Origin of the sequence: Pseudomonas japonica (assembly GCF_013522925.1) — a bacterium.
In the GTDB taxonomy this organism is placed as follows: domain Bacteria; phylum Pseudomonadota; class Gammaproteobacteria; order Pseudomonadales; family Pseudomonadaceae; genus Aquipseudomonas; species Aquipseudomonas japonica_A.
Map to the genome: position 1 here is coordinate 248,112 of NZ_JAAMQU010000002.1, position 12,184 is coordinate 260,295.

Here is a 12,184-nt window from a genome sequence, read left to right on the forward strand (position 1 = left end):
CTTGCCTGCGACCGGCTCTGCTCGGTGTCGGCCCAGTCGCGCGCGAGCGCGGCTGCTACGGTCGGGGTGCGCGGTTTAAACCTTTGGCGATTCCAGCGAATCATTCCCGGTCACGGTCGCCGATTCGGTGGCAGCCACGGCGTTGTCCTTGAGCGACTTGAGCTGATCACCCGCGCGTTCGATGTTGCCACGCAGGCCGTCCAGTTCTTCCCGGCCCTTGGCCAGCAGCGCTTTGGTCTTGCTGCGGCCGGTGAAGCCACGGGCCAGGGCAACGCCACCCAGGGCGATCTGGATCAAGCCAAAGATGCCGCCGCGGCGAACACCCTTGCCTACCAGCAGCGCGCCGCCAGCAATGGAGCCGGCGCGTTCCCAGCCGTGAACGTTGGTTTCTGCGCCGGTGGAGGTGGGCAGTGCTTCTACAGCTTCGGTGATGATGTCTTTGCTCATTCGGGCGTCTCCATGGGAAGTTGTAAGGCTCCCTAAGCTGACTCCCAAACGCGACGGCTGTTCCCTTATTTGAAGCGCGGGCCGGAACGTGTGTTGTTGCCCTTGGCGAGGCGGTCATACAGCACCACGTTCACCGTGGCGGCGAGGTTCATGCACCCCTGGGTTGGGATGTAGATCGTGTCCTCGCACCACTGGCGCAGGTCTTCATCCAGGCTGCCGTCTTCAGGCCCGAAGATGTACAGCGCCCGGTCGGGATGGGTATAGGTCGGCAACGGCCGGGCATCGTCCACCAGCTCGACGGCCACGGGCACGCAATCGAGCGGCAGGATCGACCGCAGGTCGTCCACGCCGATCAGCGGGATGTCGTAGTGCACCCGTTTGGTATCGGTCACGAAGTCCCGGGCGCGCTCGTAGCGGCGGCCGGTGTAGAACACCGAGTTCACCCCATAGCAGCCCGCGGCGCGCATTACCGAGCCCACGTTTTCGGGAGACTTGGGGTTGTGCAGCCCGATGCAACTGTATCGCTTGTTCGCCACGGCCGGCCCCTGGTTGAAAAACGCGCGATTATCCGGGGCAGGGGGCGTGAGGGCAAGGATAAGCGCGACGGGGGGCTTGTGATCCCGCTGCCAGGGGGATAGCGTTATGCCTTGCCCCAGCAACGAGAGGCCGTCGCTTGATCGCCATGACCCGATACCTTTTGCTGTTGTCCCTCACCCTCACGGCTGTTGCCCAGGCCGCCACCGAGCCGCCCGCGCCCGTGGACGCGGCGCCTCCGGTACCTGCGGTTGCGCCAGCTACACCGTCCGTTCAGGGCGGGCCAGGCGCGGCCGCTCCGCCGGCAAGCCCAAGCTCGCCGTTGCCCGAACTGCAGGTGCCTCAGCCCCCTGCGGTCAGCCCGGCGGCGGCACGCAAGCCGGGCAGCGCGGAGGAAAGCTGAGGCGCGCTCAGGACAGCCGCTGCCCGTCCGCCATGCGCAACCGTTTGGACAAGGCGATCGCCAGCGCGCGAATCAGCTTGGCGGCCACCTTCGGCGCTTCGGTCATCATCTTCTCCAGCGAGTCCTTGCCCAGGCTGAGCAGCTGGCAATCCGTGGCCGCAAGGCAGGTGGCGGAGCGCCGCTCACCGTCGAGCACCGCCATTTCGCCAAACGAACGGCCCTTGCGCAGCAGCGCGATCTCGACCTGATTGCCCTCGGCATCGGTCTTGGACACTGAGACGTTGCCGTAGTGGATGATGCACATGAAGGTGCCGGCGTCGCCCTCGCTGAAGATACGGGCGCCTTGCTCCATGGAAACAATGCTGAAATAGCCCGCGGCCACGCCGCAGTCATCGGGGTGCAATTGGCTGAACAGGCCGCAATCCATCAGCATGATGCGGATTTCATTGTTCAGTGAAGCGGCGTTGGCCATGGTGGATGTCTTCGCTATGCCTTTGAAGGTTATTTACACCAGATTCAGCACCTTGAACACAAAGCTGTATTCGAGTGCCACGTCTCGCAGGCCTTGGTATCGGCCGCTCATGCCGCCATGGCCAGCGCCCAGCTCGGTCTTGAGCAACAACAACCGATCATCGGTCTTGAGCTCCCTCAGGCGAGCCACCCATTTGGCAGCTTCCCAATAGGCGACACGGCTGTCGTTGTAGCCTGCCACCACCAGCAGATGCGGGTAGGCCTGGGGCTGCACGTTCTCGTAGGGTGCATAGGCCTTGATACGGGCGTACACCTCCGGCTCCTGGGGGTTGCCCCATTCGTCGTACTCGGTAACGGTAAGCGGCAGCTCCGGGTCCAGCATCGTGTTGAGCGTGTCGACGAAGGGCACCTCGGCGATGGCGGCGGCGAACAGCTCCGGGCGCTGGTTGAGCACTGCACCGATCAGCAGGCCGCCGGCGCTGCCGCCACTGATGACCAAGCGGTCGGACGCGGTAATGCCAGCACTGATCAGGTGCTCCGCGCAAGCGATGAAGTCGCTGAAACTGTTGTGCTTGTTGGCCTGCTTGCCGGCCTGGTACCAGGCCTCGCCCAATTCGCCGCCGCCGCGTACATGGGCGATGGCAAAAGCAACGCCGCGGTCGAGCAGGCTCAGCCGCGCGTGGGAAAACCACGGGTCCAGGCTTTCGCCATAGGCACCGTAGCCGTAAAGGTACAGCGGCGTGGGTTCGCCAATACGATCACGGCGGCGCACCAGGCTCACCGGTACCTGGGTGCCATCCGGCGCGGTGGCCCACAGCCGTTCGCTGAGGTAGTCGTCCGGGTTGAACGGGCCCAGCACCGGCGTTTGCTTCAACACCACCTGCTCACCGCTGGCCAGGCTGAGCTGGCGTACCTGGCCCGGGCGGTTCAATGCCTCGTAGCGCAGGCGCATGTGCTCGCCAGCAAACTCCAGGGTGTCTTGCACGTAAAGGCTGTAGGCCGCGTCGGGGAGTTGTACCCGGTACGCCTCTGCGCCAGCGGGGTGTACCTGCACGATCGGCAGTCCCGCCTCGCGCAGGCTGAGCACATAAGCCTGATGATTGAGGCTGAAGCCATCGAGCATTACCTGGGGGTTATGAGGCACCAGTGATCGCCAATCGGCTTCCCGTGGCGCGGTATTGCCTTCCGGGCACTGGTACAACGCGAAGTTCAGGCCGTCACGGTTGGTGCGGATGAACCATGCCCAGGCGCCGTTCAACTGGCCGTGGTCGACGTCGTAATCATGCCCTTCGCGCCGCTCGGCCACACAGGCGAACGCGCCTTGCGGATGCTCGGCATCCAATACCCATGCCTCGGCGGTGGTCTTGCTGTTCACGTGCAGCACCAGTTGCCGCTCGGAGCTGGTGCGGTAGCAATGCAGGAAGAAACGGCCGTCGGTTTCCTCGAATACCAGCGTGGCCCCCTGGGTGCCGAGGCGGTGGCGATACAGCCGGTACGGGCGGTGGGTGTCGTCATGCACGGAGAAAAACAGTGTCGCGCTGTCGTTCGCCCAGGTCATGCTGCCCGAGCACTCTTCGAACGGCAGGCTTTGGACCTCACCGCTGGCCAGGTCCTTGACGAACAGTTCGTAGGTCTCGTCGCCCTGGGTGTCCAGGCTGTACGCCAGCCGCTGGTGATCCGGGCTTACGCTGAACGCGCCCAGCGACAGGAAGCCGCCATTGGCCAGCTCGTTGGGGTCCAACAGCAGTTGCTCTTGAGCGGGGTCTACGTTGAGCGAGCCGTCGGCCGGGCGCGGTGCGCGATAGTGCCGGGCGTATTCGTCGCCCGCCGTTGTGCGGGAATAGTACAACCATGGCCCCCAGGGGGAGGGCAGGCTGAGGTCGGTTTCCAGGATGCGGCTGCGGATTTCCTCGAACAGCGCCTCGCGCACGTCGGCCTGATCGGCCAGTTGGGTGTCGAGCCAGGCGTTTTCGGCCCGCAGGTGTTCCAGCACTTCATCGCTGCCGCGGGCCTGCAGCCAGGCGTAAGGATCGCTGCCGTCAGCCTTGCGGGCGATAGGTGGCGTGGGCTGTGACATGCGCAAGTCCTCGATTCGATGGCGCGGCGGAGCCACGCTGGCCGGCGGCACTGCGCCCCCGGCCAAAAGCCGTTATCATAAGCGCCACTTTGCCGCCTTGCCACGAGCACCATGACCGAGAACGACTATTACATTGCCTGGGGTATCTATGCCTTCGCGGCCCTTGGCTGCCTGCTGGTGTGGTTTCGCCTTACCCGCTGGCTGTGGCGCTGGTTGCGCGAGCCGCTGCGGGTGGTTGGCGCCGCGCTGCTGTTCACGCCTACGGTAGTGGACCCGGCGCGTGAGCAGTTCGCTCCGGCGATTGCCATCACTGCCCTGGACCTGCTGTTCAAGGTCGCCGGCAACGCCTGGCGCGCGGTATCGGACCTGGCCATGTACAGCGTGATCGCGCTGGCGGTGTATGCGGTGTTTGCGTTCATTCGCTGGCCCATCGAGCGCGGCGCGCGCGCGCGTCAGGCCGAGCGGGACGCCGAAACGCAGCGCCAGGCCAGGCTGGCCGAGGCCGAAGCGAGCGAGCCTTTCGCACCCGAGCGCCCGAACCTTGCGGCAGGCCGGTACGATGCCGAACCCCGCCCGGCCAATCCCGCGCCGCGTCGCCCTCCCGAGGGTGGCTCCATGCGCGTCGAGCCACGGCTTTAGCACTGTCATTCCCAGGAGCCTGTCATGTGTGAACTGCTCGGCATGAGCGCCAATGTTCCCACGGACATTGTGTTCAGCTTTACCGGTTTGATGCAGCGGGGCGGCCGCACCGGGCCCCACCGCGATGGCTGGGGCATCGCCTTTTATGAAGGGCGTGGCCTGCGGCTGTTCCAGGACCCGGCCCCCAGCTGCGAGTCCCGCGTGGCGGAGCTGGTGCGGCAATACCCGATCAAGAGCGAAGTGGTGATCGGCCATGTGCGCCAAGCCAATGTAGGCAAGGTGTGCCTGTCCAATACCCACCCCTTTGTGCGTGAACTGTGGGGGCGTAACTGGTGCTTTGCCCATAACGGCCAGCTGGCGAACTTTGCGCCAGCGCCTGGCTTTTACCGCCCGATCGGCGATACCGACAGCGAAGCCGCGTTCTGCGACCTGCTCAACCGCGTCCGTACCGCGTTCCCCGACCCCGTGCGCGAAGAGTTGCTGGTGCCGATCCTGGTCGAAGCCTGCGCGGGTTATCGCCGGCTGGGCGTGTTCAACGGCCTGCTGAGCGATGGCGACTGGCTGTTCACCTTCTGCTCCACCAAGCTGGTGCACATCACCCGGCGGGCACCTTTCGGCCCGGCCCGGCTCAAAGACGTGGACGTGATCGTGGACTTCAAGGCAGAAACCACGCCAAACGACGAGGTCACGGTGATTGCCACCGAACCGCTCACGGAAGACGAAACCTGGCACCGGCACGAGCCCGGCCGCTGGTGCCTATGGCGCGGAGGCGAATGCATCGCCGAAGGCCACATCGAATAAGGACGCCCCATGCTGCGTAGCTATCTTCGCCTGATACTGTTCGCTGTCGGCTTGCTGGTAGGGGTTCAGGTGCCGGGGGTGATCAACGATTACACCCAACGGGTGCAAGCGCACTTGATCGAGGCGCAGAGGGCGCTGCAGGGCTTCAATGAGACCGCGCAGAAGTTCTTCAATGGCGACCTTCAGGCGCTGGTGCAGCACTACCAGAACAGCGACGACCCGGTGTTCCGCAGCGACGCCCAGAGCGTGGCGGGGCTGGTGTCCCGTGAGCAGGCGCTGGAGCACGAATGGCAAGCCCTGCAAGGGCGCTGGTATGAACGCGCCTGGCATGTGGCTACTGCCGCTGACAAGCAGATCCGCGAAGAAACCCTCAACAGCTACGACTACCGCGTGCCATTGTCACCGGATGCCATCGCCTGGGGCATTGCCGTAGCCCTGCTGCTGGCTGCGGCCATCGAGTGGTTGCTGATCGGGGTGGGCTATACCTTTGGCATCCGGCCAAGGAAGCCTATTCCGGAGAGTTGGCGGTAGAAAATCCGCCGGTTGGGCCAAATGTTCCCGGGCTTCGCCCAGTCCTACAGATTTGTAGGACCGGCGGGGCCGGCCATCCGGTGAAACCCGGGAATGGACTCACTATTTGGCCAGGTAGCGCATCCCTTCTTCCAGCCCTGCCAGGGTGAGCGGGTACATCTTGTCGTCCACCAGCTCGCGCACCAGGGTGGTGGACGCGGTGTAGTGCCAGGTTTCCTTCGGGTACGGATTGATCCAGATCAGCTTGCGGAATTTGTCCCGAAAGCGCTGCATCCACGCCGCGCCGGCCTCTTCGTTCCAATGCTCCACGCTGCCACCGGGGTGAGTGATTTCGTACGGGGCCATGGCGGCATCGCCCACGAAGATCACTTTGTAGTCCGCGCCGTATTTGTGCAGCAGGTCGTGGGTGGCGGTGCGCTCGGAGGTACGGCGCAGGTTGTTCTTCCACACTGATTCGTACACGAAGTTATGGAAGTAGTAATACTCCAGGTGCTTGAACTCGGTCTTGCAGGCCGAAAACAACTCTTCGCAGGTCTTCACATGGGCGTCCATCGAGCCGCCAATGTCGAACAACAACAGCAGCTTGATGCTATTGCGACGCTCCGGGCGTAGCTGGATGTTCAGCAGGCCCGCATCACGGGCGGTATGGTCGATGGTGCCGTCGATGTCCAGCTCTTCCGCCGCGCCTTGCCGGGCAAACTTGCGCAACCGGCGAAGCGCCAGCTTGATGTTGCGGGTGCCCAGCTCTACCTGATCGTCCAGGTTCCTGTACTCGCGCTGGTCCCATACCTTTACGGCCTTGCCCTGGCGCTTGCCAGCGTCGCCCACGCGGATGCCTTCGGGGTTGAAGCCGCCAGAACCGAACGGGCTGGTGCCGCCCGTGCCAATCCACTTGTTGCCCCCGGCGTGCCGAGCCTTCTGTTCGGCGAGCCGCTCCTTGAACGCATCGATCAGCTTGTCCAGCCCGCCCAGGGTCTGGATCTGCGCGCGCTCCTCGGGGCTGAGCGAACGCTCGAACTCCTTGCGCAGCCATTCTTCCGGGATCAGCGCTTCCAGGTGCTCGCCCAGGTTGTCCAGCCCGTTGAAGTAGGCGGAAAAAGCCCGGTCGAATTTGTCGAAGTGGCGTTCGTCCTTCACCAGGATGGCGCGGGACAAGTAATAGAATTCGTCCATGTCGGCGAACACCACGTGGCGCTTCAAGGCCTCGAGCAGGTCCAGCCATTCGCGCAGGGACACTGGCACTCGCGCCGCGCGCATTTCATTGAACAGGTTAAGCAGCATGGCGTTGGCCTCCGCGGCGGTTCAGCGGTTGCCGCGACGGCTCATGAATGCCAGGCGCTCGAGCAGCTGCACGTCCTGTTCATTCTTTACCAGCGCGCCGGCCAGCGGCGGAATCGCCTTGGTGGGGTCGCGCTCACGCAGCACTGCCTCGCCAATGTTGTCGGCCATCAGCAACTTGAGCCAGTCCACCAGCTCACTGGTGGAAGGCTTTTTCTTGAGGCCCGGCACCTTGCGCACGTCGAAGAACACATCCAGCGCTTCGCCTACCAGGCTTTCCTTGATGCCGGGGAAGTGCACGTCCACGATTTTCTGCAGGGTGTCGCGGTCGGGGAAGGCGATGTAGTGGAAGAAGCAGCGGCGCAGGAAGGCGTCCGGCAGTTCCTTTTCGTTGTTGGAAGTAATGATGATGATCGGGCGGTGGCGCGCGCGGATGGTCTCGTCCGTCTCGTAAACGTAGAACTCCATCTTGTCGAGTTCTTGCAGCAGGTCGTTGGGGAATTCGATGTCTGCCTTGTCGATCTCGTCGATCAGCAGAATCACCCGCTCCTCGGCCTCGAAGGCTTCCCACAGCTTGCCTTTCTTGAGGTAGTTGCGAACGTCATGCACCTTGTCTACGCCCAGCTGGGAATCGCGCAGCCGGCTTACCGCGTCGTACTCGTACAAGCCCTGATGAGCCTTGGTAGTGGACTTGATATGCCAGGTAATCAGCCGGGCGCCGAAAGCCTGGGCGAGCTGCTCGGCCAGCATGGTCTTGCCGGTACCGGGCTCACCCTTTACCAGCAGCGGGCGCTCCAGAGTGATGGCCGCGTTGACCGCCAGCTTGAGGTCGGATGTGGCGACGTAGGCCTGGGTCCCTTCGAATTTCATGCGGCGATCCTCTTGTTTTGGTTGCAGGGATCATAACCCGTGCCCGGGGGGAATTCATCGCCCCGGGGTTTAGTCCTTCGTCGGCGGCGCTTGCTCGTAACGGGCACTGAAGGCCTGAACGAAGCCATTGCGCAGGATTTCCCAGAAGGCCTGCAGCGGGCTGATGTCCTGGCGATGCACGTTGCCGCTCAGCTCTACACGGGTCGCGAACTGGTTTTTGCGCTGGTTTTTCAGCACAGTTTCAGTGCCGCCCACCAAGGCTTCCCATACAGAGCGGAAGAAGCCCTTGTCCTTGTTCTCCACATCCTGCTGCCAGTTGAACACGTCCACGTCTCGCAGCAATGGCTTGATGTAGCCGCTCAACCGGGCCTTGTCGGCCTTGGCCTCGATCACTACGTCACCGTGGCCGGCGTTGAAGTCGAATTTGCCGTAGGCAGAGGCGAAATCGTTCACGCGCTTGAGCTCGATATCCGTCACGCGCAGGCGGAACTCGAAGTCCTCGAAGTTGCTGAAGGGGTCGAAGGTGGCCGTGGCATTCACCGGGGCCTGGCCGAACAGCACGGCCTTGCCGTCGAAACGGGCGTCGCGTTTGCCTTGGGCGTCTTCCACGTTGGTGAGGTTGTAGAGGCTAGCGTTGATCTGGGTGGCTTCAAGCTTCACCGGTGGCTTGGAAGTGAAGTTGTTGAAGCTGACTTTGCCGTCATCCACGCGAATTTCGTTCAGGGTGATCGGCAGGAGTTTTTCCAGCTGCGCACGCCAGTCGGTGCCCGCACCGGTCTGGGACGCCTGTTTGTTTTCGCCACCATCGACGAAGTTCAGCGCAGGGCGCAGGAAGGCGATCCGGGCTACCACGGCGTGGTCGTACCACAGCGAATGCCAGCTCACCGCGATGTCTGTACGCGGCAGTTCGAGCAGCGGTACCGGCACCTTGCCGTCCACCTTGGTGACTTTCAGCCCATTGACCACATAAGCGCCGCGCCACAGCGCGATGTCCACGTCGTCCACGTGGCCGCTGTAGGCGCCCATGTCGCGAAGCTTGTCATTGAGGTAGTCGCGCACAATAAAGGGCAGGGCGATGTGCAGCGCGATCAGCAGCACAACCAACGTAACGATAGCCACGAGCGGCCAGCGGTAGCGACGTTTCATCGAAGCGGGCTCCTTCAAACATGGTCAGTGGACTGTTTTGTGCGCAAGACGTTCGACCCGCCGCCCACTGGACGCTGCGCACCTGCAGGCTTACCCTCTGGCGACTTCCGGCCGATTCACACAAGGACAACCCCATGAGCCGCATTTTCGCCGACAACGCCCACTCCATTGGCAATACGCCGTTGGTGCAGATCAACCGCATCGCGCCGCGGGGGGTAACGATCCTGGCGAAAATCGAGGGGCGTAACCCGGGGTATTCGGTCAAATGCCGCATTGGCGCCAACATGATCTGGGACGCCGAGGCCTCCGGCCGCCTCAAGCCGGGCATGACCATCGTGGAGCCCACCTCCGGCAACACCGGTATCGGCTTGGCGTTTGTGGCGGCGGCGCGCGGCTACAAGCTGATGCTGACCATGCCGGCGTCCATGAGCCTGGAGCGGCGCAAGGTGCTCAAGGCACTGGGCGCCGAACTGGTGCTCACCGAGCCGGCCAAGGGCATGAAGGGCGCGATCGAGAAAGCCACGGAAATTGTAACGGCAGACCCAGCCACCTACTTCATGCCGCAGCAGTTTGAAAACCCGGCCAACCCGGCCATCCATGAGAAAACCACTGGGCCGGAAATCTGGAATGACACCGACGGGGCGGTCGACGTGCTGGTGGCGGGCGTGGGCACCGGCGGCACTATCACTGGTGTGTCCCGTTACATCAAGCAGGTGCAAGGCAAGCAGATCCTGTCCGTGGCGGTCGAGCCGATCGGTTCGCCGGTGATCACCCAGGCGCTGGCCGGCGAGGAGATCAAGCCGTCCCCGCATAAAATCCAGGGCATCGGCGCAGGCTTTGTACCGAAAAACCTCGACCTGAGCCTGGTGGACCGGGTAGAGCAGGTGAGCGATGACGAATCCAAAGCCATGGCGCTGCGGCTGATGCGTGAGGAGGGCATTTTGTGCGGTATTTCCTGTGGCGCGGCAATGGCCGCAGCGGTGCGCCTGGCCGAGAAGCCGGAGATGCAAGGCAAGACACTGGTGGTGATCCTGCCGGATTCGGGCGAGCGCTACCTGTCGAGCATGCTGTTCAGCGACCTGTTCACCGAGCAGGAAAACCAGGCTTGAACATGACATCCGTCATACCCACCCGCCGCTGACCTGTGCGCGGCGGGGCTTCGGGTTTATCATGGCGGTCTGCCAAAACCCAGGAGCGCTGCATGACCCTCTCGTTCACCGCCAAGGCCCTTGTGCTGCTGATGTTCATCGGCAGCACGCTCTATGTGCACTTGCGCGGCAAGGCGCGGCTGCCGGTGCTGCGCCAGTTCGTCAACCACTCGGCATTGTTTGCGCCCTATAACGCGCTGATGTACCTGTTTTCCAGCGTGCCGTCCCGGCCCTATCTGGACCGTAGCCGCTTTCCGGAACTCGATGTACTGAAGGACAACTGGGGCGTGATTCGCGAGGAGGCGATGCGCCTGTTCGACGAGGGCTACATCCGTGCCGCCGAGAAGAACAACGACGCGGGCTTCGGGTCGTTCTTCAAGAAAGGCTGGAAGCGCTTCTACCTGAAGTGGTACGACAAGCCGCTGCCGTCGGCGATGGCGCTGTGCCCACGCACAGTCGAGCTGGTGAGCGGGATTCCTAACGTGAAAGGCGCCATGTTTGCGTTGCTGCCTGGTGGTAGCCATCTCAACCCGCACCGCGACCCCTTCGCGGGCTCCCTGCGGTATCACCTGGGGCTGGCCACGCCCAACTCGGATGCCTGCCGCATTTACGTGGATGGCCAACCCTATGCCTGGCGCGACGGCCAGGATGTGATGTTCGATGAAACCTACGTGCACTGGGTGAAGAACGAAACCGATGAAACCCGAGTGATCCTGTTCTGCGACATCGAGCGGCCATTGTCCAACCGCCTGATGACGCGGATCAACCGCAGCGTCAGCGACTTCCTGGGCCGTGCCACCGCGCCGCAGAACCTCGACGACGAGCGTGTAGGCGGTATCAACCAGGCCTACGCCTGGAGCAAACGCTTCAGTGACCGCACCAGCTCGGGCGTGAAGCAGTTCAAACGGCGCCATCCCAAGGCCTATCGGGTATTGCGCCCTGTGCTGGCGGTCGTGGTGCTGACCGCGCTGGGCTACTGGCTGTTCGGCTAAGCCTTTCCTTGCCATTCGCGGCGCCGATGCCGCGGATGCGGCCTGAATATGGGACACCTGTCACAAATCCACACCCCGATGGCACTTTGGTGAAACGGAGCGGCACTTTTGACGAAGCGGGGTGCCTCACATCGGGGTAAGCTTGCAGGGCTCGATGGTTGGATCCATCCTTCGCGCTTACCCTAGAGGGAGCGGTGCTTGCGATGGATTCCTCGCATTTCGGGAATTTCTTCAGGATGTCTGTTTTATGACGTTTTGCCTGGTAAGAACGGCGCGTATCAGCGACTGCGCGGCGCTGCGTGCCGTTCATGCAAACCCTGCACACGGTGTATCCGTGCCTGCCGGCAACGACCCGGACCTGTGCGGGCTGTTGGCCACAACGCTTGGCCGCTACCCCTTCCTGGTAGCGGAATGCAACGATGAAATTGTCGGCTTTGCCTACGCCCGTGCTCACAAGGCGCCCTTGGCGTTGCGCTGGTCCGTGGACGTTACCGTGTACATGACGCCCCGCGGTCGGGAGCTGGGCATGCTGCGGTCGCTGTACCGGTCGTTGCTCGAACATTTGCAGGAGCAAGGTTACCTGGCGGTGTATGCCGGCGTGGCGATTACCGACACGGAAACCATCGCCCTCCACGAAGCGCTGGGCTTTGTGCACATCGGCATGGGCCAGGCGCTGGACCTGCGCGGCGACGCCGAGTATTGGTGCCTTACGCTGGGCGGTAGCGCAGGGTGCGGTGGTGCGGGGTATGGCCTTCCTCAAGCGCCGTCACGGTTGTTTGCAAGCTGATACCGGGGCACCTTGGTTGCCTTGGTCGCGCGCAAGCGCGGCTGCTACGGGCAATCGAAG

14 protein-coding genes are annotated in these 12,184 nt (G+C 63.2%); 7 read left to right on the forward strand and 7 right to left on the reverse strand.

The window, feature by feature from the left end; translation table 11 throughout:
- Positions 1-75: 75 nt before the first annotated feature.
- Both G7016_RS03785 and G7016_RS03790 read right to left on the reverse strand, forming a co-directional pair.
- Positions 76-447 (reverse strand): YgaP family membrane protein, encoded by a 372-nt coding sequence (locus tag G7016_RS03785; RefSeq protein ID WP_181111502.1) that lies wholly within the window; start codon positions 445-447, stop codon positions 76-78.
- A gap of 65 nt (positions 448-512) precedes the next feature.
- The gene (locus G7016_RS03790; protein ID WP_181111503.1) at positions 513-983 is read right to left on the reverse strand and encodes an RNA methyltransferase; all 471 of its coding nucleotides are present in this window, start codon (positions 981-983) and stop codon (positions 513-515) included.
- Between the two features lie 146 nt (positions 984-1,129).
- Here G7016_RS03790 and G7016_RS03795 point away from each other — a divergent pair, with 146 nt between their 5' ends.
- On the forward strand, positions 1,130-1,384 hold the full coding sequence (locus tag G7016_RS03795; protein WP_181111504.1) for a hypothetical protein: 255 nt from the start codon (positions 1,130-1,132) through the stop codon (positions 1,382-1,384).
- A 7-nt stretch (positions 1,385-1,391) separates the two neighbouring features.
- On the opposite strand, the gene G7016_RS03800 is transcribed toward G7016_RS03795, so the two are convergent.
- Both G7016_RS03800 and G7016_RS03805 read right to left on the reverse strand, forming a co-directional pair.
- The gene (locus G7016_RS03800; RefSeq protein ID WP_181111505.1) at positions 1,392-1,856 is read right to left on the reverse strand and encodes a Crp/Fnr family transcriptional regulator; all 465 of its coding nucleotides are present in this window, start codon (positions 1,854-1,856) and stop codon (positions 1,392-1,394) included.
- Between the two features lie 33 nt (positions 1,857-1,889).
- Positions 1,890-3,932: a S9 family peptidase gene (locus G7016_RS03805; protein ID WP_181111506.1), complete on the reverse strand. Its 2,043-nt coding sequence runs from the start codon at positions 3,930-3,932 to the stop codon at positions 1,890-1,892.
- A gap of 111 nt (positions 3,933-4,043) precedes the next feature.
- Here G7016_RS03805 and G7016_RS03810 point away from each other — a divergent pair, with 111 nt between their 5' ends.
- Genes G7016_RS03810 through G7016_RS03820 form a run of 3 tightly spaced genes read left to right on the forward strand, consistent with a single transcriptional unit; the run spans position 4,044 to position 5,903 of the window.
- A complete protein-coding gene (locus G7016_RS03810) occupies positions 4,044-4,571 on the forward strand; it encodes an MFS transporter (protein ID WP_258195052.1) in 528 nt (175 codons plus the stop codon).
- A 24-nt stretch (positions 4,572-4,595) separates the two neighbouring features.
- Positions 4,596-5,372 (forward strand): class II glutamine amidotransferase, encoded by a 777-nt coding sequence (locus tag G7016_RS03815; protein WP_181111507.1) that lies wholly within the window; start codon positions 4,596-4,598, stop codon positions 5,370-5,372.
- Positions 5,373-5,381: 9 nt separating this feature from the next.
- Positions 5,382-5,903, forward strand: coding sequence for a DUF2937 family protein (locus G7016_RS03820; RefSeq protein WP_181111508.1), 522 nt, complete (start codon positions 5,382-5,384; stop codon positions 5,901-5,903).
- Positions 5,904-6,005: 102 nt separating this feature from the next.
- Here the strand turns inward: G7016_RS03820 and G7016_RS03825 are convergent, their stop codons facing one another.
- The 3 genes from G7016_RS03825 to G7016_RS03835 form a co-directional block, all read right to left on the reverse strand.
- On the reverse strand, positions 6,006-7,184 hold the full coding sequence (locus G7016_RS03825) for a vWA domain-containing protein (protein WP_181111509.1): 1,179 nt from the start codon (positions 7,182-7,184) through the stop codon (positions 6,006-6,008).
- Between the two features lie 21 nt (positions 7,185-7,205).
- The gene (locus tag G7016_RS03830) at positions 7,206-8,051 is read right to left on the reverse strand and encodes an AAA family ATPase (RefSeq protein WP_181111510.1); all 846 of its coding nucleotides are present in this window, start codon (positions 8,049-8,051) and stop codon (positions 7,206-7,208) included.
- Positions 8,052-8,120: 69 nt separating this feature from the next.
- Positions 8,121-9,197, reverse strand: a complete 1,077-nt coding sequence (locus G7016_RS03835) for a DUF748 domain-containing protein (protein WP_181111511.1) — start codon at positions 9,195-9,197, stop codon at positions 8,121-8,123.
- Between the two features lie 134 nt (positions 9,198-9,331).
- Here G7016_RS03835 and cysK point away from each other — a divergent pair, with 134 nt between their 5' ends.
- The 3 genes from cysK to G7016_RS03850 all read left to right on the forward strand — a co-directional run bounded on the left by cysK (position 9,332) and on the right by G7016_RS03850 (position 12,124).
- Positions 9,332-10,306 (forward strand): cysteine synthase A, encoded by a 975-nt coding sequence (cysK, locus tag G7016_RS03840; RefSeq protein ID WP_181111512.1) that lies wholly within the window; start codon positions 9,332-9,334, stop codon positions 10,304-10,306.
- A 92-nt stretch (positions 10,307-10,398) separates the two neighbouring features.
- A complete protein-coding gene (locus G7016_RS03845) occupies positions 10,399-11,337 on the forward strand; it encodes an aspartyl/asparaginyl beta-hydroxylase domain-containing protein (protein WP_181111513.1) in 939 nt (312 codons plus the stop codon).
- A gap of 247 nt (positions 11,338-11,584) precedes the next feature.
- The gene (locus G7016_RS03850) at positions 11,585-12,124 is read left to right on the forward strand and encodes a GNAT family N-acetyltransferase (RefSeq protein WP_181111514.1); all 540 of its coding nucleotides are present in this window, start codon (positions 11,585-11,587) and stop codon (positions 12,122-12,124) included.
- Positions 12,125-12,184: the final 60 nt, after the last annotated feature.

Bases quoted from the DNA above. Each gene is read 5' to 3' on its own strand.
- G7016_RS03845 (WP_181111513.1), top strand. From the start codon at position 10,399: ATGACCCTCTCGTTCACCGCCAAGGCCCTTGTGCTGCTGATGTTCATC.
- G7016_RS03795 (WP_181111504.1), top strand. From the start codon at position 1,130: ATGACCCGATACCTTTTGCTGTTGTCCCTCACCCTCACGGCTGTTGCC.
- G7016_RS03800 (WP_181111505.1), bottom strand. From the start codon at position 1,856: ATGGCCAACGCCGCTTCACTGAACAATGAAATCCGCATCATGCTGATG.
- G7016_RS03825 (WP_181111509.1), bottom strand. From the start codon at position 7,184: ATGCTGCTTAACCTGTTCAATGAAATGCGCGCGGCGCGAGTGCCAGTG.
- G7016_RS03815 (WP_181111507.1), top strand. From the start codon at position 4,596: ATGTGTGAACTGCTCGGCATGAGCGCCAATGTTCCCACGGACATTGTG.
- G7016_RS03850 (WP_181111514.1), top strand. From the start codon at position 11,585: ATGACGTTTTGCCTGGTAAGAACGGCGCGTATCAGCGACTGCGCGGCG.
- G7016_RS03830 (WP_181111510.1), bottom strand. From the start codon at position 8,051: ATGAAATTCGAAGGGACCCAGGCCTACGTCGCCACATCCGACCTCAAG.
- G7016_RS03805 (WP_181111506.1), bottom strand. From the start codon at position 3,932: ATGTCACAGCCCACGCCACCTATCGCCCGCAAGGCTGACGGCAGCGAT.
- G7016_RS03810 (WP_258195052.1), top strand. From the start codon at position 4,044: ATGACCGAGAACGACTATTACATTGCCTGGGGTATCTATGCCTTCGCG.
- cysK (WP_181111512.1), top strand. From the start codon at position 9,332: ATGAGCCGCATTTTCGCCGACAACGCCCACTCCATTGGCAATACGCCG.
- G7016_RS03820 (WP_181111508.1), top strand. From the start codon at position 5,382: ATGCTGCGTAGCTATCTTCGCCTGATACTGTTCGCTGTCGGCTTGCTG.
- G7016_RS03835 (WP_181111511.1), bottom strand. From the start codon at position 9,197: ATGAAACGTCGCTACCGCTGGCCGCTCGTGGCTATCGTTACGTTGGTT.
- G7016_RS03785 (WP_181111502.1), bottom strand. From the start codon at position 447: ATGAGCAAAGACATCATCACCGAAGCTGTAGAAGCACTGCCCACCTCC.